Annotated in this window: 16 protein-coding genes; 9 read left to right on the forward strand and 7 right to left on the reverse strand. The window is 69.1% G+C overall.

The genetic code is table 11. From position 1 onward, the window contains the following. Positions 1-10: 10 nt before the first annotated feature. Complete coding sequence (locus tag MYMAC_RS03515; RefSeq protein ID WP_095957037.1) at positions 11-1,021, reverse strand: siderophore ABC transporter substrate-binding protein; 1,011 nt, start codon at positions 1,019-1,021, stop codon at positions 11-13. 232 nt (positions 1,022-1,253) lie between these two features. Here MYMAC_RS03515 and MYMAC_RS03520 point away from each other — a divergent pair, with 232 nt between their 5' ends. Then, a complete protein-coding gene (locus MYMAC_RS03520; RefSeq protein ID WP_095961457.1) occupies positions 1,254-2,501 on the forward strand; it encodes an alpha/beta hydrolase family protein in 1,248 nt (415 codons plus the stop codon). Between the two features lie 78 nt (positions 2,502-2,579). Here the strand turns inward: MYMAC_RS03520 and MYMAC_RS03525 are convergent, their stop codons facing one another. After that, positions 2,580-2,906 carry a hypothetical protein gene (locus MYMAC_RS03525; protein ID WP_013936158.1) on the reverse strand — a complete coding sequence of 109 codons (327 nt, stop codon included), beginning with the start codon at positions 2,904-2,906 and terminating at the stop codon, positions 2,580-2,582. A gap of 309 nt (positions 2,907-3,215) precedes the next feature. Between MYMAC_RS03525 and MYMAC_RS03530 the strand changes: the two genes are divergently transcribed. Both MYMAC_RS03530 and MYMAC_RS03535 read left to right on the forward strand, forming a co-directional pair. Beyond that, positions 3,216-4,832, forward strand: a complete 1,617-nt coding sequence (locus MYMAC_RS03530; RefSeq protein ID WP_157757439.1) for a right-handed parallel beta-helix repeat-containing protein — start codon at positions 3,216-3,218, stop codon at positions 4,830-4,832. An 89-nt stretch (positions 4,833-4,921) separates the two neighbouring features. Next, positions 4,922-5,446, forward strand: coding sequence for a hypothetical protein (locus tag MYMAC_RS03535; RefSeq protein WP_239989324.1), 525 nt, complete (start codon positions 4,922-4,924; stop codon positions 5,444-5,446). Here the strand turns inward: MYMAC_RS03535 and MYMAC_RS03540 are convergent. Further along, positions 5,439-6,587, reverse strand: a complete 1,149-nt coding sequence (locus MYMAC_RS03540; RefSeq protein ID WP_095961458.1) for an IS4 family transposase — start codon at positions 6,585-6,587, stop codon at positions 5,439-5,441. The two genes, MYMAC_RS03535 and MYMAC_RS03540, sit on opposite strands and share 8 nt — an antisense overlap. A 132-nt stretch (positions 6,588-6,719) precedes the next feature. Between MYMAC_RS03540 and MYMAC_RS03545 the strand changes: the two genes are divergently transcribed. The 5 genes from MYMAC_RS03545 (at position 6,720) to MYMAC_RS03565 (ending at position 12,746) form a co-directional block, all read left to right on the forward strand. Next, positions 6,720-7,391 (forward strand): IS4 family transposase, encoded by a 672-nt coding sequence (locus tag MYMAC_RS03545; protein ID WP_239989325.1) that lies wholly within the window; start codon positions 6,720-6,722, stop codon positions 7,389-7,391. Positions 7,392-7,613: 222 nt separating this feature from the next. Next, on the forward strand, positions 7,614-9,101 hold the full coding sequence (locus tag MYMAC_RS03550; protein WP_013936155.1) for a hypothetical protein: 1,488 nt from the start codon (positions 7,614-7,616) through the stop codon (positions 9,099-9,101). Positions 9,102-9,689: 588 nt separating this feature from the next. Further along, on the forward strand, positions 9,690-10,136 hold the full coding sequence (locus MYMAC_RS03555) for a PDZ domain-containing protein (protein WP_013936154.1): 447 nt from the start codon (positions 9,690-9,692) through the stop codon (positions 10,134-10,136). Positions 10,137-10,277: 141 nt separating this feature from the next. Then, positions 10,278-10,550 (forward strand): hypothetical protein, encoded by a 273-nt coding sequence (locus MYMAC_RS03560; RefSeq protein WP_013936153.1) that lies wholly within the window; start codon positions 10,278-10,280, stop codon positions 10,548-10,550. Between the two features lie 141 nt (positions 10,551-10,691). Then, positions 10,692-12,746 carry a B12-binding domain-containing radical SAM protein gene (locus MYMAC_RS03565; RefSeq protein WP_095957039.1) on the forward strand — a complete coding sequence of 685 codons (2,055 nt, stop codon included), beginning with the start codon at positions 10,692-10,694 and terminating at the stop codon, positions 12,744-12,746. Between the two features lie 57 nt (positions 12,747-12,803). Here MYMAC_RS03565 and MYMAC_RS03570 read toward each other — a convergent pair whose 3' ends face one another. From MYMAC_RS03570 to MYMAC_RS03585, 4 genes are all read right to left on the reverse strand, one after another. Then, on the reverse strand, positions 12,804-15,251 hold the full coding sequence (locus MYMAC_RS03570; RefSeq protein ID WP_095957040.1) for an ABC transporter permease: 2,448 nt from the start codon (positions 15,249-15,251) through the stop codon (positions 12,804-12,806). Between the two features lie 150 nt (positions 15,252-15,401). After that, positions 15,402-15,791, reverse strand: coding sequence for a hypothetical protein (locus MYMAC_RS03575; RefSeq protein WP_095957041.1), 390 nt, complete (start codon positions 15,789-15,791; stop codon positions 15,402-15,404). A gap of 145 nt (positions 15,792-15,936) precedes the next feature. Continuing rightward, positions 15,937-16,479 (reverse strand): hypothetical protein, encoded by a 543-nt coding sequence (locus MYMAC_RS03580; RefSeq protein WP_095957042.1) that lies wholly within the window; start codon positions 16,477-16,479, stop codon positions 15,937-15,939. Between the two features lie 306 nt (positions 16,480-16,785). Further along, positions 16,786-17,709: an oxygenase MpaB family protein gene (locus MYMAC_RS03585; RefSeq protein WP_095957043.1), complete on the reverse strand. Its 924-nt coding sequence runs from the start codon at positions 17,707-17,709 to the stop codon at positions 16,786-16,788. Positions 17,710-17,875: 166 nt separating this feature from the next. On the opposite strand from MYMAC_RS03585, the gene MYMAC_RS03590 reads away from it, so the two are divergent. Next, positions 17,876-18,826, forward strand: coding sequence for an alpha/beta hydrolase (locus MYMAC_RS03590; protein WP_095957044.1), 951 nt, complete (start codon positions 17,876-17,878; stop codon positions 18,824-18,826). Positions 18,827-18,833: the final 7 nt, after the last annotated feature.

Genomic DNA, 18,833 nt, shown 5'->3' on the forward strand with positions numbered 1-18,833 from the left:
CGGGGGCGGGCTACTGCTGGGCCTGGGCCTGCTGCGTGTAGGCGCGCGCGACCTGGTCGCGCAGCAGCTTGACGGACTGGATGCCGCCACCGGACAGGTAGGTGGTGGCCGGGTCCAGGTAGACGACCTGCCCCTTCTGCCAGGCCGTCGTCTGCCGCACCAGCTCGTTGTCCAGCACCTGCCGGGCGTTGCCCGCGTTCTGGCCCGTGGCGGCGTCGCGGTCGATGACGAAGAGCCAGTCGGGGTTCTTCTCGCGGATGAACTCCGCGTTGATGGACTCGCCGTGCAGCGACGCCTGCAGGCCCGCCGCGGCCTCCGGCACGCCGAAGTCACCGTGGATGACGCCGAAGCGGGAGCCCGGGCCATAGGCGCTCATGCGCCCGCCCGTGACGAGCACCACCAGGCCCTTGCCGCGCGTCGCCGTCACCCGCTGGAGGTCCGCCACCGACTCGCGCAGCGCCTCAATCAGCGCGCGCGCCTGCTCCTCCTTGCCGAAGGCGCGGGCCAGCAGCTCCGTGTTGGCAATCACCGAGGCGATGTAGTCCTTGCCGCTCATCGGCACGTCGAGGGTGGGCGCGATGCGGGACAGGTTCGCGTACTTCGCGCTGGAGCGGCCGCCGCTGATGATGAGGTCCGGCCTCGCCGCCTGGAGGGCCTCGTAGTCGGGCTCGAACAGCGTCCCCATGCGCGGGTACCTCGCCGCGTCACTGAACCGCGCCAGGTGTGGCGGGAAGGGCGGCGCCGCCACGCCATACACGTCCACCTCCAGCGCCTGGAGGATGTCCAGGGCCACCAGGTCGAACACCACCACCCGCTTCGGGTTCAGCGGCACCACCGTGGTGCCCTGGCCGTGCGTCACGGTGCGGCCTTCCGGAGCGGCGGCCCGCACCGCGAGGCTCGCCTGGCCGGGCTCGGGCTCGGTGGGGCGCTGGAACTTGACGCCCACCCACAGGACGGCCAGCACGACGACGACGGAAAGCAACGCGAAGAGCGGGAAGGAACGCCTGTTGGATGAACTCACGGGGGTCGCCGGAAAAGGGTGATTTTGATTCTGAGAATCAATCTCCTGGAATGATAGGCGCTGGCGTGCGCACCGTCAAAGGCCGGATGCGGCTCCTCGCGGACGGGGGGCTGCCCCCGGGTCTGTCGCGCCTTGGGGTGGTCCCTCGCGGCGGGCTTCGGGCCGCCGGGCTGGTTGCTTGAATCCGGCCGCGGCGGAATGACGTTTGCCGCTGGGGACGGAGGAGGACGCCATGGACGAGGCACCCGCGACCAGCAGCCACGCCGCGCCGGGCGTTCCCGAGCGCTTCTTCGGGGACCCGGACTTCGACTTCGAGGCGCGGCTGGCGCTCGGGTTGGCGGCCCAGGGCGTGGGCGACATCGGCCAGGTGCTGGTGACGCTGGCGGCCATCGAGGACGGCAGCGCGGACGGCTGGTTCCAGGCCTGGCGCGCCCGCGCGGAGCGGCTGCGCGCGCAGGCGGAGGTCTGCGCCACGGCGGGGCAGGTGGAGCGGGCGCGGTGGTGCTTCCTGGCGGCGTCGGAGGCCTACTCGCGGGCCCTGGTCTTCACCACCGGCATGGCGGACTCCCGGGTGCTGGCGCCCACCTTCTCCCTGCACCGCAAGTGCTGGGAGGGCGTGGTGGCGCATTCGGAGGGGCGCTTCCTGCGGGTGGACGTGCCCTATGAGGGCAGCGCGCTCCCGGGCTACCTGCTCCGGCCCGACGCCACCGGCGCGCCCCGGCCCACGCTGGTGTTGACCAATGGCAGTGACGGGTCGCTCACGGCGCTGTGGGGCGCGGGCGTGGCGGGCGCGCTGCGGCGCGGGTTCAACGCCTTCGTCTACGACGGCCCCGGACAGCAGTCCGTGTTGTTCGAGCGCGGCATCCCCTTCCGCCCGGACTGGGAGGCGGTGCTCACCCCGGTGGTGGAGACGCTGGCCGCCCGCGCGGACGTGGAGGCGCGTGCCCTGCTGGCGTATGGCATCAGCCAGGCGGGCTTCTGGCTGCCCCGGGCGCTGGCCTTCGAGCACCGCTTCGTCGCCGCGGTGGTGGACCCGGGCGTCATGGACGTCTCCACGTCGTGGACCTCGAACCTGCCGCCGGAGCTGGTGGCGCTCCTGCGCGCGGGGGACCGGGAGGCCTTCAACGAGGCCATGCGCGAGGCGGACGCGGACCCGGTGCTGACGCGCGTGCTGGCCTTCCGCAGCCGGCCGTATGGCACGCGGACGCCCTTCGACACCTTCACGGAGGTGTCCCGCTATCACCTGCGCGACGTCGTGGACCGCATCACCACGCCCCTGCTCATCACCGACCCGGAGGATGAGCAGTTCTGGCCCGGGCAATCCCAGGCGCTCTACCACGCGCTGCCGGGGGAGAAGTCCTTGGCCCGCTTCACCCGCGAGGACGGCGCCAACCTCCATTGCCAGCCGCTGGGGCGCGCGCTCACGGAGGTGCGCATGTTCGACTTCTTCGCTGAACAGCTCGCCCGCCGCGTGCATTAGCGCGTGCCTGCCGGTGGCTCGTCCACGGGGCAGGCCCCCTGCGCTCGCTCCAACGAGCGCCGGGGGCGGGCGGGACGCCTATTCAAGCGGGTTGCAGCCCGGGATGCAGGCCCGCACGTTGATGAGCGTGCGCGTGCCCGACATGTTGGACTGGCACGCCGCGTACTCTGTCGCGAGCCGACCGGGCTTGCGCGTGTAGCCGCACTTGGGCGTACAGGCCTGCACGTTCTCATACCAGTAGACGAGGTCCCCATTCGGGCAGTGCGGCGGGTAGCCCAGGCCCTGCTCGACGCTGGCGGGGGCGGCGCCCTCGGGAGCGCCCTCGAGGTCCTCTCCGCCACCACAGGCGGCGAGCGACAGGGCGAGACACGCGGTCAGCGAGGCGACGATTCGGGACGCATTCATTGTTCGGCTCCTTCCAACTGGGAAAGCCGTGAATGATGCACCAACCGGGGCCTTTGCTGAAAGCACGTGCCGGGGTGTTGCGCCGTGGGACTACCACAGCGGCGCTTCCCGCCGGGCGCGTGGAGGCCACGCCCCGGGCCACCGCGGACGCGCTCACTCTGGAAAGGGGATGGCGCGGAGGCGGAGCTGCCTGCTTCCGCCGTCTCCAGCGTGTCTGTGGTTTACACCTTTTCAATCATTTACATGTTGGCGTCCTCCTGACGCGGGTAGGCAGCATTCCGCCCCCTCTCGCTCACGAAGGAGGCGCATGTGAAGAATCGACACTCCCTCTCCGCTCCACTGGCTGCCATTGCCTTCTCCCTGCTGTCGGCCTGTGGCCCTGGGGAAGATGACGCCCGGATGCCCGATGGGGCCTCCACCGCGCGGCCGCTCGCCGCCGTGCGCTGGGTGGATGATGACGGCGTGCAGGCCCGGGCGGCCGGCATCACCTCCTGGTCCACCAGCATCGCCACGGCCATTGCCCAGGCCGCGCCGGGCGACACGGTCCGTGTCCTGCCTGGCACGTACCGGGGCGCGCTGCTCATCAACAAGGGCCTCACGCTGGTGGCGATGAAGAACGCCACCACGCCGGTCAACCCGGGCTTCGACCCGAACCACGCGGACTGGCCGGTCATCATCGAGCCGAAGGCCGGGGAGACGGCGACGCTCATCCAGGTCAATGGCGACGGCGACGGGACGACGCTGCGCGGCTTCTACGTGCGCAACGCCGGGAGCAACGGCATCCAGGTGCGCATGTCCGGGGCGGCGAACGCGTTCACCAACCTCTGCGAGGACGTGCGCATCCAGGGCAACCGGGTGGAGAACAGCCGGCTGGATGGCATCAAGGTCCACCAGTGCAACCGCATCTTCGTGGAGGGCAACCGGGTGGCTGGCTTCAGCAAGGGGAGCGACGCGGGCAACGAGCACGAGCACGGCATCGACTTCGTGGCGGTGGGCAACGCCATCATCCGGGGCAACGTCATCACCAACACCGGCTGGGTGTCAGGCCGCGGCGCGGGCATCACCGTCAAGAGCGGCTCCGTCAACGTGGTGGTCGAGGACAACCAGGTCGGCGGCGGCCTGGGCTGGGTGGCCATCTCCGCGGGCGAGCCGGTGTCCACCTCGTCCGCGTGGATCTACCGCTCCGCGGTGACGGCGTCGCCGCCGTACATCTCCCGCAACATCTGCATCCGTGACAACACCCTGGACGGGAGCCACCGCGACGCGGTGCTCATCGGCTGCCAGGCGTGCGACGTCATGGGCAACACGCTGGGCAATGGCCGCATCCGCGCCGCGCACAATGCCCCGTTCACGAGCGCGGGCCTCTGCTTCTCCGGCAACGACCTGACGGCGTTGGAGAACGAGGTGGGAAGCGCCGTCTCCACCAGCGGCTGCGCGTGCCAGTGGACGCCCGCGGCCAAAGTGGACGCGGGCGGGACGTTCGGGTGGACGCTGCGGCCCGGCACCACGTCCACCGCCATCCCGGCGGACCCGACGCAGAGCCCCTCCTCGCCGCCGCCCGCCGGCTGTGAGGGGGCGGGCTGCTCCCAGTACTTCGAGGCGGAGTCCGGCAGCGGCCGGTTCCAGGTGTTCGCCACCCAGGCCTCGAGCGCCGCGTCGGGCGGACGGTTCATCCACGCCACGGCCGCGAACTATGACGCCGCCGCGGGCGACTCCACCACGGCCGAGACGCTGACGTATTCGCTGCAGGTGCCGACCTCGGGGAGCCACCATTACTGGGTGCGGCTCATCGCGCCCGACAGCCTCCAGAACTCGTTCTTCGTGTCCATCAACGGCAGCCCCTTCGTGGCGCAGGACATGACCGTGGGCACCGGCTGGCATTGGGTGAAGCTGCGCAACCTGGACACGGTGTCGCTCCAACCCTGAGAGATCCCCGCATTTGAGCGAGCGGATCACCAGCCGCCTACTTGACAGCTCCGTGCAAGGCGGAGTGGTGGGCAGCAGGAGGAGAGGCCATGCTGGTACGCAAGGTGGCCATCAACGAAGAGCAGGTGCGGGCGTTCCTGGAGAACTTGTTCGAGGAGGACCTGCACGCCAAGCGGGTGCTGTCGCTGTCGCATGCGACGTTGGGCGTGGTGCATGCCGCGTCCTTGTCGGTGCATGCCATTGGCCAGGCCCTGGCATGGGCCCGAGGCGGCGTGCAGAAGCACGGCATCAAGCAGGTGGACCGGCTGCTGTCCAACGAGGCGGTGGACGTGTGGAAGCTGGCGGCCGCGTGGGTGCCGTACGTGCTGGCCGAGCGCACCGAAGCGGTGGTAGCGCTGGACTGGACGGACTTCGAGGCCGATGACCACACCACGCTGGTGGCCAGCCTCGTCACCTTGCACGGGCGCACCACGCCCCTGCTGTGGCTGACGCTCAAGAAGAGCGCCATGGCGGGCAACCGGGCTCAGGCGGAGGATGAGCTGCTGCTGCGGTTGAAGGAGTGCGTGCCTGAAGGGGTGCAGGTGCTGAGCCGTCCCCTCATTCGAATCAAATGAAGCCGAATGCCTCGCGGAAGACGGCCTGCTCGCGGATGAGCTCGGCGAATTTCTCCATGAGGGGGCGGAGCCACTCCTCTCGCATGTTGGCGAGGGCGCCGTAGTAGATGATGCCTTGCCGAAAGAGAGAGTACTCGCGCGTCTTACGGGTGTCGGCGCGGAACTTCCTGTCGAGCCCCGTCGCTTCGCCCGCAGCGCCGAGCAGCCTCAGCAGCGCCATGGCGAAGGCGGACAGCAGCAACAGTCTGTCGCGGCGCTCGCAGGTGCCGATAGCGATGGCGGACAGGCCCATGCCGAAGCGCAAGTCCTTGATGTCCCGGTGCGTCTCCTCGCAGGTGAAGCGACGTCCGTAGGCCTTCACCAACTCGGTGGCAGTGGCTTCCTTGCTGCTGGCCGCCAGAAACCAGGCCTCTTTCATTCCCTTCTGGTGCACGCAGACGACGGCACCCACGCCGAAACGGGCCTGGGTGACGCGCGCTCCGCGCAGCAACTTCGGACGGCCCGTCGGGGGCACCCACTCCTTCGCCTTGTGCACCTCCCCTCCGGCACTTTCGACGTGCACGACGCCACGAAAGCGAATGACGTAGCCGAAGCTGAGTCTGTCCAGCAATTCATACAGGGCGACGTCTCCGAATCCTCGGTCCGCGAGCACCGTCACCTCCACGTCGGAGGGCAGCACCTGGTGCAACCGCTCCAGCAACGCGTCCTCATGGGCATTGCGCTGCCCGGCCAACTCGCTCTTGGGCACCGTCTTCCACAGCAACGGCGTGGCGCGGCCGTGGCGGGTGACAAGCTGGATGGCGACCGTGGTGTGGTCGTCCGACTCGAAGTCCGTCCAGTCAATGGTGACTGTCACCGCTTTGCGCTCGGCCACCACGAAGGGCACCCACTGCGCGAACAGTCGCCACACGTCGACGCCAGAGTTGGACAGCAGTCGGTCCACCTGCTTGATGGCGTGCTTGCCTTCCAACCCCCGCGCCTGGGAGAGCGCCAGTCCGATGGCCCTCACCGAGAGGCTGGCGGCGTGCACGGCGCCCAAGGTGGCATTGGACAGCGACAGCACACGCTTGGCATGGGTGTCCGGGCCGACGGCTTCCTCAATGAACCGATGCACCTCGGCGTGCGTTATGGATTTCGACATGCTCCGCACGATGCAGGACAACCTCTGGCGCCGAAAAGCGCGCGCCTCACTGCCGCTTCCCGCGCTGCTCCGGCACCAGCCAACCGCTGGGGACGGCCCTTGACGCTCGGCTCAAATGAGGGGACGACTCAGGTGCAGGTGACGATACTGGCGGACCGGGGCTTCGCGGACCAGCGGCTGTATGCCCTTCTGGCCCAAGCGGGCTTCGAGTACGTGGTGCGCTTCCGCAAGGATGTGCGGGTGGAGGTGGAAGGGGGCCATCAGCGTCCGGCTGCCGAGTGGATACCAGCCAGTGGGCACGCCAAGAAGCTGACGGAGGTGCACGTGACGGCGGACCGCACGCCGGTGCCCGCGGTGGTGCTGGTGCACCAGAAGGGAATGAAGGAGCCGTGGTGTCTGGCCACCAGCCTGGGAGCCGCCAGTGCGCGCCAGGTGGTGGACCTCTACGCCCGGCGCTTCTCGTGCGAGGAGACGTTCCGGGACGTCAAGGACTTGAGATTCGGGATGGGGCTGTCCACGGTGCGCGTGAAGAGTCCCGAGCGGCGCGACAGGCTGCTGCTGGTGAGCGCCCTGGCGCAGGTTCTCCTGACGCTGCTGGGCGCCGCTGGGGAGAGCCTCGGTATGGAGAAGGGCTTGAAGGCCAACACCGTCAAGACGCGCACCTACTCGCTCTTCCGGCAGGGCTGCATGTATTACCAGGCCATTCCCATGATGCAGGAGGAGCGATTGCGGCCTCTCGTCGAGCGCTTCGCGGAACTCCTCCGCCATCACCCTGTCTTCAAAGAAGCACTTGGCTTCATATGAGGGGATGGCTCAGGCTCCAACCTGGGAGCGTGACCTTCCGGGTGAAGAACCGGGAGAAGGGCGTCTCCATCGACCGGTTCTTCCTCTCGTCCGACGCGGACGTGGTGCCTTGGCCAGACACGCTGTTGGATTTGCTTCATGGCCCTGCCCTCCGGGGCAATGGGCGTTCGCCACCTGGCTTCCCACCGTCCCCCGGTTTCGGGCCGGAGAGGAGTGGTGCACATGCGCGTGGGAAGCTGGAGTGTCCTGGTGGGACTGGGGCTGGTGGGCTGCGGTGGGCCCGTGGAGAAGGAGGTGGGCGACACCGGGGAGGCGGCGGTCCAGGTCCAGGCGCAGGCCTGCGCCCCCAGCGGCGCCGTCTACAAGGTGAAGGACATCCTGCCTCCGAACGCGCCGCTCCCGTCCCCTGGCAAGCCGGTGCCGGACTGGCTGACGAACGTCCAAGGCACGCTCTTCTTCGCGTCGAACCTCTACGGAGACCGCGCCATCCTGTGGCGCAGCGACGGGACGTCCGAAGGCACCGTGCCCGTGAAGGAGTTCCCCTGGCCGGGGCCGGGCTCCGAGGGCGTGAGCGACTTCACGCCGGTGGGCAACCACCTCTTCTTCATGGCGGCTGCGCCACCGTTCGGAAGGGAGCTGTGGGTCAGTGATGGGACGGGCGCGGGCACACGGCTCGTCGCGGACCTGGAGCCGGGGAGCGCTGGCGCCAGCTTGCTCTACTTCGGGCAGGCGGGAGACGCGTTGACCTTCTTCCGAAGGTCCCTTGGCGGAGCCGGGCTGTCGCTGTGGCGCTCCGATGGAACGGAGGCGGGCACGTTCCAGCTCATGGACTACGGGGCAGCGCGGGAGGTGTCGCCCCGGTCGCTGGGGGTGGCGGGGGCGCGCCTGTTCACCGTGAGCAGCGCGGGGGAGGGGACGTGGCTGTGGCGGACGGATGGAACCGCCGCGGGGACCACGCGAGTCAAGCGCGTGGACGCCGGCCAGGTCTCCGTCTCCGGCTGGGTGCTCACCGAGGCGGGGGAGGGCGTGTTCGTCTTCCATGACGAAGGCCCCATCACCGAGGTGTGGAAGACGGATGGAACGCCCGGTGGCACCGTGCGCCTGGAGTCCTTCGGCGGCCATGTCGGGTTGCAGGGGACGCTGGGTGGGCACGTCTATCTGGCCTCGACCGTCGGCGAGGGGACGGCCTTGAGGTTGTCGAGGGTGTCGCTCGCGGGCGGTGGCAAGGAGACGGCGGTGACGCTGCCCAACCGCTACGCGGGGGAACCCGGAGCGTGGCCGTTCGTGCAGCAGACCGTGCGCTCGGGAGGGAAGCTCTATCTGTCCGTGGGGATTGGCACGACCGGGCCCGCGCCTCGCGAGGTGAGTCTCTGGGCGACGGATGGCACGGCGGCCGGGACACGGGAGCTCAGCCGGGGCCTGTCGACCTCTGATGAGTGGGCCTCGCCGCTCGTCGACACCGGCGCTGGGGCGCTGGTCTTCAGCACGAACGAGGGCGGGATGGGCCTGGAGCCCTGGGTGACGGACGGCACGCCCGCGCGGACGGGGCTCATCGCCGACCTCAGCCCCACGGGGGGCTCCCGGCCCGAGGCCTTCACCCGCGTGGGCGGCACCCTCTTCTTTCGCGCCTACTCCAACACCTGGGGCGACGCGCTGTGGGCCATGCCCGCCACCGTGGCGTGCCCCAACCAGGCGCCTCCGCCGCGCTGAGGCGGCGCGGTGTGCGGCGGGCGCGAGAGGCCTGGACGTCCTCTCGCGCTTGCGCCAGACGACGCGACCCCGTGCGTGACGCGAGGCTGTCGGGTGTGGATGCCTGCCCGGGACACGCGGCAGTGTCTGGTGTCAGGAAGGTCCCGGTTGTGACATGGAATGCAACAGCAGGGCGTGTGTGTCAGTGGTTTCGCCAGGATTTGTCTAGAAATACAGGGGGACTCCAATTCGCTCCGCCTCGTTGCGCCGCGTCGCAATGACGCGGGTGACTCTGTTCACGGATGGGCTTGCGTGGTTTGACCGTTGGTCCTGGTTGGTTTAAGCCTTTGCGCGGCACTTCATGCCGCGGGCATGAAGCGTATTGTCCATGTTGGGGGCTGATGGAGCTGCCGCCCCATCCACGACAAAGGCGAGGCACCATGAGGACGCTGAACCGCGCTGCCGTCGTTGAGACGCTGTCCCTGGCTGTCTGTGTGATGGACAGGGCACTGGAGTCACAAGCATCGACTCCGTGGCAACACCAGGCACTTCGGACCTGAGCCGTCCGAAGCCCTGTCGGTGCAGTCCCCCCCACAAGGAAGGTCCCCTGTGAAAAGTCCCATCCTCATCCTGGGCTTGCTCGTGGCCAGCGCAGGCCCGAGTCACGCCGCGAAGTCCTCGCATGAAAGGGTCGCCTCGGTGAACTCCGCCAGCTCCAGCACCTCGACGGACCGCGTCTCCATGCAGGCCAATGGCGCGAGCCTGGTCGTCGAGCTCAAGCCGGTGAGCGGCGCCAGCGTGGTGCTCGTCACGGAGTCGGCTCCGGCGGCGTTCTGGCCCTTCCAGAAGAACGACATCATCATCCGTATCAACGCGAAGCAGATTGCCCGTCCCTCGGACATCCTCTTCGTCTGGCGTACCGGCGCGCCCTCGTCCTTCGAGTTCGAGGTCGTTCGCGGTGGCAACCGCGTGGTGTTCACGGGCACGGCGGCGGACTTCCCGGGGCTGGCCCTGCCTCCCACGCCGGAGCCGCCGCCTCCGCCTCCGGCGCCTTGAATTCGTGAGGCGCGTGTCTGTTTTTGCCGGAGCGCGTCTTGATATGTCGTGTCGAAGTCATGAACAATCAAGACGCCCGGACAGGTGAGGCGTGAAGACCTGAACGGGTCGCAGACAAACACAACACCCCCGGAGGTACGCATGGACGACTCGAAGAAGGGTTCTCGTCGTACGATTCGCGCACTCGCCTCACCGGCTGCCCTGACGGTGCTCTTCGGAGCCTTCGCCAGCAACGCCGCGACCCTGACGCCCGTGGTGAATGACACCATTGGTGTCAACAACGTCAGCTTCCCGACCACCGAGGTCCAGCAGCAGCAGCAACAGCAACAGCAGCAGGTCGTGAATCCCGGCACCATGGCCAGTGGCAAGCCGGTGATGCTCCAGGCGCTCGCCGCGGGCCTGGGCGTCGCCTAGCTCCACCGCGGTCCGTTGTCAGCGCTGCCTGCCTGTCGCGGGGCAGCGCCCCTCGGGGGCGTTCATGGGACGGCTCCCGGCGCGCGATGACGCACAGCCTTGTCGGATGTCGGTTCAGCCCACCACGTGGAGACTCTGGCCATGGAGACGCCCTTGACGCAGCGGCCCGGTGACACCCCCCAGGAGGCCCGCGACAGCTCGCGGCCGGACCTCCACCTCGTCTTTCCTCCGCAGTGGTCACCGCTCCAGCCCTTCCTGAGCACGCCGTCGCTCAAGGCCTACCTGGAGCAGAAGGGCCACCGCATCCACCAGGACGACTGGAACGTCGTCTTCTACCGCTGGTTCGTCAGCCGGGAGCGCCTGCCCCTGGCGCGCGCGCGGCTGGAGCGCTTCATCGAGGCGCTGACGGATGAGCACCGGCTCTACCGCGCCAGGTGCTTGCAGGCGCTGGCGACGCTGGATGAGTACGACTCGCTCATCGTCCAGGTGGAGGGCCTGCGGACCGGCGACACCTACGACACGATGGAGCACTTCAAGGACAGCGTGGACGCGCTCAAGTCACTGCTCGCGGCGTTCTCCGCGGCGGAGCCCGTCATCGAGGTGGGGACGACGTCGCTCCAGGACGGCGACGCGCTGAGCTCCATTTCGTCGCTCCTGGCCTTCATCGACAACCGCAACGCCAACCCCTTCATCCCGTTCTTCGAAGCGCAGGTCGCGGGCGTCCAGCGGCTGCCTCGCTACTTCGGGGTGTCCATCATCGGCACCGAGCAGATTGTCGCCGGCCTCACGCTCTGCCGCGTGCTGAAGCAGCGGCATCCGGACATCCCGGTGCTGGTGGGCGGCAGCGTGTTCTCCCGCCTGGTGGAGAAGGAGCGCACCTGGGTCACCCAGTTGTTCGGCCGCTGCTTCGACTTCATCTGCCGGTACGAGGGCGAGCGCCCGTTGGACCGCTTCCTGTCGGTGGAGGACCCGCGCGCGGACCACCCGCCCAACTTCGCCTTCATGAAGGGGGAGGACCTGGTGCTGACGCCGCTGGGCGACTCCCTGCCCATGAGCGAGGTCCCCACGCCCGACTTCGAGGGGCTGCCGCTGGAGGAGTACCTGTCCCCGGAGATTGTCCTGCCGCTGCTGACGACGCGCGGCTGCTACTGGGGCAAGTGCGCGTTCTGCTACCACGGGATGATCTACGGCGACCGCTACCGCATGCGCGCGCCCGAGATGATTGCCAAGGACCTGGAGGTGCTCAACGCGCGCTACGGCGTGCGGCACTTCGCCTTCAACGACGAGGCGCTGCCGCCCAAGCTCTTCCGGATGTTGCCGCCCGCCGTCCCCAAGGGGCGCTACTTCTTCACCGCGCTCTACAAGTTCGAGAAGTACTTCACGCGGGAGGACTTCCGGAACATGTATGACATCGGCTTCCGCTCGCTCTACATCGGGCTGGAGACGGCGTCCGAGCGCGTGCAGCGGCACATGCGCAAGAACAACACGCAGAAGGTGATGGTGGACAACCTCCAGTTCGCGCATGACGCGGGCATCTGGAGCCACACCTTCAACTTCTTCGGCTTCCCCACGGAGACGGAGGAGGAGGCGGAGGAGACCGTCCAGTTCCTGCTGGGGCACGCCGACATCCTGCACTCGGAGGGCACGGGCACCTTCGTCTTCGAGCACAACGCGCCCATCCACCTGTCGCCCGAGCAGTTCGGCGTGAAGTCCTTCAAGCCGCGCACGGACACCGTGCTGGACCTCTTCTACGAGTACGAGCCCGACACGGGGCTGGACGCGGCCGGCGCGCAGGCGGTGCTGGAGCGCTACAACCGCCTCAAGCGCGAGCGGAAGCTGTACCAGCATGGCCACTGGGTGGACCGGGAGCACCTGCTGCTGCTGCTCAGCCGCTATGGGCGGGACGCGCTGAAGAAGGCCTTCGCCGAGGTCGAGGAACGGGAGCGGGGCTATTCCGCGGCGGAGCTGCTGCGGGGCTATGAATTCAACACGCCCGAGGGCAAGCGCCACTTCGTGGTGAACCGGCGGCTGCGCCGGGTGTGCGTCACCAACGAGGACGCGGTGCGCATCGTCGGGTGGCTCCAGTTCGGCGCCAGCGTGGAGGACCTGCTCAGCGCCTATCCGGCGCTGTCGGCCGCGCTGGACCCGGTGCCCGAGGACGTGGAGGAGCTCACCTCGCTGCGGGAGGCCTCCTGACGTCAGGCCCCCGTGCCCCTCGCTCCCGCGTGCTCGGGGGGCGAGGGGCGGCGCCCGTCACCGCTTCTGGATGGCGATGATGGGGTCCACGCGGGAGGCGCGGCGCGCGGGCAGCCAGGTGGCCATGAGGGCCACGCCTCCCAGCAGCAGGGCGAACACGCCGAAGGTCAGCGGGTCCGTGCCGCTGATGCCGTACAGCAGGCTCTCCAGGTAGCGCGACAGGACGAAGGCGGCGGCGAGCCCCACGCAGATTCCCAGGCCCGCCATCTTCAGGCCCTGGTCCATGACCAGCCGCACCACCCGGCTCGGCGGCGCCCCCAGCGCCATGCGGATGCCAATCTCCTGGGTGCGTTGCGAGACGAGGTAGGAGATGACGCCGTAGAGCCCCGCGGTGGCCAGCACCAGCGCGATGAGCGCGAACGTCCCCAGGAGCGTGAGGCTCAGGCGCCGCCCCGCCACGGACTGCTGGATGATGTCCTCCATGGTCATGACGTTGTAGAGCGGCTGCTCGGAGTCCACGGCGCGCACCGCGGCGCGCAGCGAGGGGGCCACGCCCGCGGGCGCCGCGCGGGTCTTGAGCACCAGCGTCACCGACTGGAAGTACCAGAGCGTGGAGCGCGGATGGTTGAAGGGGAGGTGCACCTCGGGCAGGGGCTGCTGGTCCAGGCCCGCCTGCCGCACGTCGCCCACCACGCCGATGATTTCCACGGGCTGCCCTCCGATGAGGAGCCGGCGGCCCACGGCTTCGCTTCCCGCGAAGTGCCGGCGGGCGAGGGCCTGATTGACGATGACGACCTGCTCGGCCCCGCGGCCGTCGTCCTCGGTGAAGTCGCGGCCGGCCAGCAGCGGGATGCCCAGCGACTTGAAGAGGTCCGGGCTGGTCGTCCTGAACTCCGCGAACAGCGTCTTGCCGGGCTCCGCCGGAAGCTCGCCCTCCACGGCGTAGTCACCGCTGGTCCACGCGGTCTGGATGGGGAGGAGGGAGATGAGCGCCGCGGACTCCACGCCTGGGAGCGCCCGGGCCTTCTCCAGGATGGGCTGGAAGAGGCGCCCGACGACCTCCTCGCGCGGGTATTGGTTCGGTGTAATGGGCAGGTGGGCGGTGAGGACGTTGCGCGGCTCCAGCCCTGGCTCGGTGCCCAGCAGCTTCACGAAGCCGCGCAGCAGCAGCCCCGCGCCGACGAGCAGCACCAGGGACAGGGCCACCTCCGTCACCACGAGCGCGCCGCGGAAGACGTGGTGTGAGCGCGACGCGGACTGCTTGCCCCCCGGCTCGGCGAGGCTGGCGCGCAGCGGCGTGCGCGTTGCCTGGAGCGCTGGCGTCAGGCCGAAGAGGAGCGCGCTGCCCACCGACACCAGCAGCAGGAAGCCGAGGACCCGCCCGTTGAGGGGGAGGTCCCCCGTGAGCGGGAAGGTGGTCCGGACCAGGTTGCCCATGGCGCTCACGCACCAGGCGCCCAGGAGCACGCCCAGCAGCGCGCCCAGCAGCGACAGCAGCAGGCTCTCCACCAGGAGCTGCCGCACGACATGCCCGCGGCTCGCGCCCAGCGCGAAGCGGACGGCAATCTCCTGCTGGCGCGTGGAGGTCCGGGCGAGCAGCAGGTTGGCGACGTTGGCACAGGCGATGAGCAGCACCAGCAGCACCGCGCCCTGCAAGAGCAGCAAGGTGGGCCGCACGTTGCCCACCACCGTCTCCGCCAGGGGCACCGCCGTGGCGCTCCGCCCGGCCTGCTGCGCGGGGTGCGCCTCCTCGATGCGGCGCGCCACCTCCGTCAGCTCCGCCGCGAGCGTCCGCGGCGGGACCCCTGGCCGCAGCCGCCCGAGGACACTCAGGAAGTGCGAGCCCCGGTTGTCCAGCCGGTCCGCGGTGGGGATGAAGGGGACGAAGACATCCATCCGGGCCCCCGCGGGGAAGCCCACCGCCGTGGGCAGGATGCCCACCACCGTGTGGGGCTGTCCATCCAGCGTCAGGGTGCGCCCGACGAGGCCCGGGTCGGCGCCGAAGCGGCGTTGCCACAGCCCCTCGCCAATGACGACGACGGGCGCGGCTCCGGGCTGGTCATCTCCAGGCGAGAAGCCGGGCCCCAGCTTCGGCGCCGTGCCCAGGACCTGGAAGAGGTTGGCCGTGGTGGCCACCACGCTGACCCGCTCCGCGCCTTCGGGCGTCATCAGGTTGCGGCCCTGGAGTTCGTAGGCGGCCACGCCCTCCAGCGAGGGAAGCTGGGTGGCCCAGTCCTGGTAGTTGGGCCACGACACCGAGCCCAGCCACTTCGGGTCCCTGGCTGGCGTCGTCTCGAAGAGGCGAACGAGCTGCGCGGGCTCGTGGTAGGGCAGCGGCCGCAGCAGCACCGCGTCCACCACGCTGAAGATGGCCGCGTTGGCGCCAATCCCAAATGCCAGACACAACGCGGCCACCAGGGTGAAGACCGGGTCCTTCCGGAGCATCCGCACCGCGAACTTGAAGTCGTTCGCGATGTCCCCCACTCCGCCGACGATACGGGCCATGGCCACCTCGCGCGGGCAAGCCTAACAAAAACAGCTCACCCGGCAATGCAGTCACGTCCGGGCCGGGCGGGCAGGTGGGCTCGCGAATCCCGCCACCTGGGCGTGAAGCCCCCAATCCCACGCAAGGGGAATGGGGGCTCCACGGGAGCGTCAGTGAGGGGTGATGCCCTGCTTCTCGCTGGGCGTCTCCGTGAAGGTGGACTTGAACATCGAGGCCAGGCCGTTGACGGTGGAGCCGAAGGCCTCCACGCTCGCCTGCTTGTAGTTGCCCTGCCTGGCGCTCTGGAAGGCGTCACGGCCGAAGTTCAGCGCCTCGCGCTGGTGGGCGTTGACCTCGCTGCGCTCCCCCGTCTCCACCTTCTTCACGTTGTCCATCACGCTGGCCTGCGAGCGCGCGGAGATGCCGATGTTGCCCCGGTCCAGAATCTGGTTCACACCGCCGACCGCGTGGGCGTAGTCGCTCGTCTTGCCCTGCGTGGTCCGGTCGATCTGCTGCCGCATCGGATTCTGGAAGGTGTGGTTCGGCTTGACCTTGAACATGGCGTTTCCCCCGTGGGCCTTCGCGGCCCCGCGATGTGGTGCTTGAAATGGTTGTCGGGGGATGTGGGTTGGAGTTTCCTGTTTGCGCCTTTCTCTCCACAGTGGCACCTGTCTCTCGCCGTGGTCGGGAGGATGGCGACATGCATCAGCGGAGGAGCTGGCAGGGGCCGGTGTTGCAGCCCTTGAGGGGGAGTGGGGCCTTGAGGGTCAGCACGATGCCGACTTCGGAGCCGTAGGCCACTCGCGTTTCTCCTTCCCCGCGCGAGTCCCACGCGCCGAACGGGGTGCCAAAGCGCAGGGCCAGGGAGGCGAAGCCAAACGTGAGGTAGGGGGCGAAGTGTATCCCTGACGTCGGCAGGAACGCCCGCGTCCCTGTCTCGTGCTGCGCCCCGAACTCGAAGCCGAAGGGCCCCGCGGAGAGCTGGAACCCACCCGCCAGCCGGGCGTGGCCGCTCGTCCACTGCGCCTGGGTGAAGATGCCCGTCGCGAGCAGCTTGTCCACGATGTTGTAGGTCACCTCGACGCCCAGCCCCAGGTGCGCATTGCCCGAGCGGCCCGTCACGCTCAGCATGGGGCCCACGCTGAGCCAGTGGTCCCCGGAGGCAATCCAATCCGTCACCGTATCCCGTCGCGCCGCGTGAGCCGCGGGGGCGAGGAGCAGCAGTATCACCAGGAGGTGTTTGAACATGCCCGGTGTGATTGCAACCGGTGTTCCCAGGGCTGCTTCCAATGAAAATGGCAGGTTGTTCCGTGCATCGGATTGCACGGCGCAAAGCGAGTGATGCACTGGCCCGGTAGCGGCGGTGGCGGGTCTGTCCTGCCCCCTGAAACACAGGCAGGAAAACATATACAGACGGGCTCGGGATGGACCAGCACAGTCCATGTCGAGCGCTGCGGCACGGGGACGCCGTGGAAGGCGAGCGAGAATCAGGAGGCCCGCGGCCCGGCGCTCTCCCACGGCGCGACGTGACGCGGTCCCGGCTCGCCGGGCGCTTCAGGGGCCGTCCTTGGGCGGCGCGCGCCCAGGCGCGTCCTCCGTGGCGGCGCCGTGCTTCACGGGGCACGTCCTGGGGAAGGTGCCCAGGGATTCGACGGCGTAGCCCTTCGGGTAGCTGCGGATGTTCTTTCGCTCCCGGGCGTAGGTGGGCGCCTCCTTCGGAGACAGGGCGTAGCGCACGAACCGGCCCCGGGCCTTGAGCGCCAGGCGGAACACCTTGCGGCTGAGGCGCGACGGGTGGGGGTAGTGGAAGGCGTCCAGCAGGGCGTCCTCCATCAGCGTGCGCGCGAAGAGGGTGACGAGCCGCCTGGGCGCGAGGTTCGTCGGCGGGAAGGTGGTGAGCAGCTCCAGCGTGGCGTCCGCGACGGCCTTGCTGCGCGCGTCGAAGGCGAAGTGCGCGGCTTCGTAGCCATCCATGAGGGAGGCGAACGCCTCATGGGTCTCCGGGATGTCCCGGATGCCCATGTGGCGGCCGATGTCGCGGTAGTAGTTCGTCCACGCCGTCACTTCATGGGGCGTGAGTGGCCGCCAGCCGAAGTCGGCAATCCAGCGCACCGGCATCACCACGAAGGTGGAGAGCACGTAGCGCATGTCGTCGTTGGAGATGTCGTAGGCGCCGTGCATCTGGTTCATGCGCCGGAAGGCCTCGCGGCCCTGCTGGCTGGACATGCCGTGCTCCAGGAGGGTGTCCAGGATGAGCACGGTGTCGTCGTAGCGCTTCTGGGTGCGCTGGGTGAACTCGCCGGTGTCGTGCAGGAGCACGCCGATGCTGGGCACCGCGTAGGTGCGGAACAGCGCGAAGCTGAGCGCCTGTTCGACGTCCCAGGGGAACTCGCGGGTGGCCAGGATGCGAACGATGTCCTCGTGCTGTGTCTGGGCGTCGAGGCGGTCCGTGAGGTCGCGTAGCGCGAAACGCTTCATCCATCGCTCCTCTGTGAATGCCGTCGCGGAGTCTAGCCCAGGCGGGGCCGCCGCGCCCGACGGCGCCGGGTCAGGTCCTTGCCCGCACGGTTGCTGCCGCCCAGCCGCGGGTTGGCACCTTTCCGGCGGCGCCCGTGCGCGGGCGCCCCACCAAGGAGCAGCGCGCATGAACCTGGACCCTTCGACGCAGAAGTTCGTCTCGGACCTGGCGGCCTCGAACAGCCCGCCCCTCTACACCCTGACGCCGGAGCAGGCACGGGACGTCCTCCTCAAGGCGCAATCGATTCCGGTGGCGCTGCCGGACGCGGACGTGGAGGAGCGCAAGCTGCCCGTCGGGCCCAAGGGCTCCGTCCGGACGCTGCTCTTCCGGCCGAAGGGGAGCAAGGAGCGCCTGCCCGTGGTGATGTTCATCCACGGCGCGGGCTGGGTGATGGGGGATGCCCGGACCCACGAGCGGCTGGTGCGGGAGCTGGTCAAGGGCGCGAACGTCGCCGCCGTCTTCGTGGACTATGGCCGCTCACCCGAGAACAAGTTCCCCACGGCCATCGAGGAGGCCTACGCCGCGACGAAGTACGTGGCGGAGCACCCGGAGGAGTTCAACGTGGATGCCCGCCGCATGGCGCTGGTGGGGGACAGCGTCGGCGGGAACATGGCGACCGTGGTCGGGATGCTCGCGAAGGAGCGCGGCGGCCCGAACATCCGCTTCCAGGCGCTCTTCTATCCCGTCACCGACGCCAGCTTCGACAGCGGCTCCTATCAGGAGTTCGCGGAGGGGCCGTGGCTGACGCGCAAGGCGATGAAGTGGTTCTGGGATGCCTACCTGCCGGAGACCTCCAAGCGCATGGACCCGCACGTGTCCCCGCTGAGGGCGTCCCTGGACCAGCTCAAGGGCCTGCCTCCCGCGCTGGTCATCACCGACGAGAACGACGTGCTGCGTGACGAGGGCGAGGCCTACGCGGCGAAGCTCTCCGAGGCGGGCGTCAACGTCACCCAGGTCCGCTTCCTCGGCACGCACCACGACTTCGTCATGCTCAACGCGCTGGCCCAGACGCCCGCGGCCCGGGGCGCCATCGAGCTCACCACCACCAGGCTGCGGGAGTGGCTGCACGGGAACTGAGCGGGCT

Origin of the sequence: Corallococcus macrosporus DSM 14697 (assembly GCF_002305895.1) — a bacterium.
GTDB lineage: Bacteria > Myxococcota > Myxococcia > Myxococcales > Myxococcaceae > Myxococcus > Myxococcus macrosporus.

Excerpts from the sequence above, each read along its gene's own strand:
- MYMAC_RS03520 (WP_095961457.1), top strand. The coding sequence starts at position 1,254 with ATGGACGAGGCACCCGCGACCAGCAGCCACGCCGCGCCGGGCGTTCCC.
- MYMAC_RS03525 (WP_013936158.1), bottom strand. The coding sequence starts at position 2,906 with ATGAATGCGTCCCGAATCGTCGCCTCGCTGACCGCGTGTCTCGCCCTG.
- MYMAC_RS03535 (WP_239989324.1), top strand. The coding sequence starts at position 4,922 with ATGCTGGTACGCAAGGTGGCCATCAACGAAGAGCAGGTGCGGGCGTTC.
- MYMAC_RS03540 (WP_095961458.1), bottom strand. The coding sequence starts at position 6,587 with ATGTCGAAATCCATAACGCACGCCGAGGTGCATCGGTTCATTGAGGAA.
- MYMAC_RS03550 (WP_013936155.1), top strand. The coding sequence starts at position 7,614 with ATGCGCGTGGGAAGCTGGAGTGTCCTGGTGGGACTGGGGCTGGTGGGC.
- MYMAC_RS03560 (WP_013936153.1), top strand. The coding sequence starts at position 10,278 with ATGGACGACTCGAAGAAGGGTTCTCGTCGTACGATTCGCGCACTCGCC.
- MYMAC_RS03565 (WP_095957039.1), top strand. The coding sequence starts at position 10,692 with ATGGAGACGCCCTTGACGCAGCGGCCCGGTGACACCCCCCAGGAGGCC.
- MYMAC_RS03570 (WP_095957040.1), bottom strand. The coding sequence starts at position 15,251 with ATGGCCCGTATCGTCGGCGGAGTGGGGGACATCGCGAACGACTTCAAG.
- MYMAC_RS03575 (WP_095957041.1), bottom strand. The coding sequence starts at position 15,791 with ATGTTCAAGGTCAAGCCGAACCACACCTTCCAGAATCCGATGCGGCAG.
- MYMAC_RS03580 (WP_095957042.1), bottom strand. The coding sequence starts at position 16,479 with ATGTTCAAACACCTCCTGGTGATACTGCTGCTCCTCGCCCCCGCGGCT.
- MYMAC_RS03585 (WP_095957043.1), bottom strand. The coding sequence starts at position 17,709 with ATGAAGCGTTTCGCGCTACGCGACCTCACGGACCGCCTCGACGCCCAG.
- MYMAC_RS03590 (WP_095957044.1), top strand. The coding sequence starts at position 17,876 with ATGAACCTGGACCCTTCGACGCAGAAGTTCGTCTCGGACCTGGCGGCC.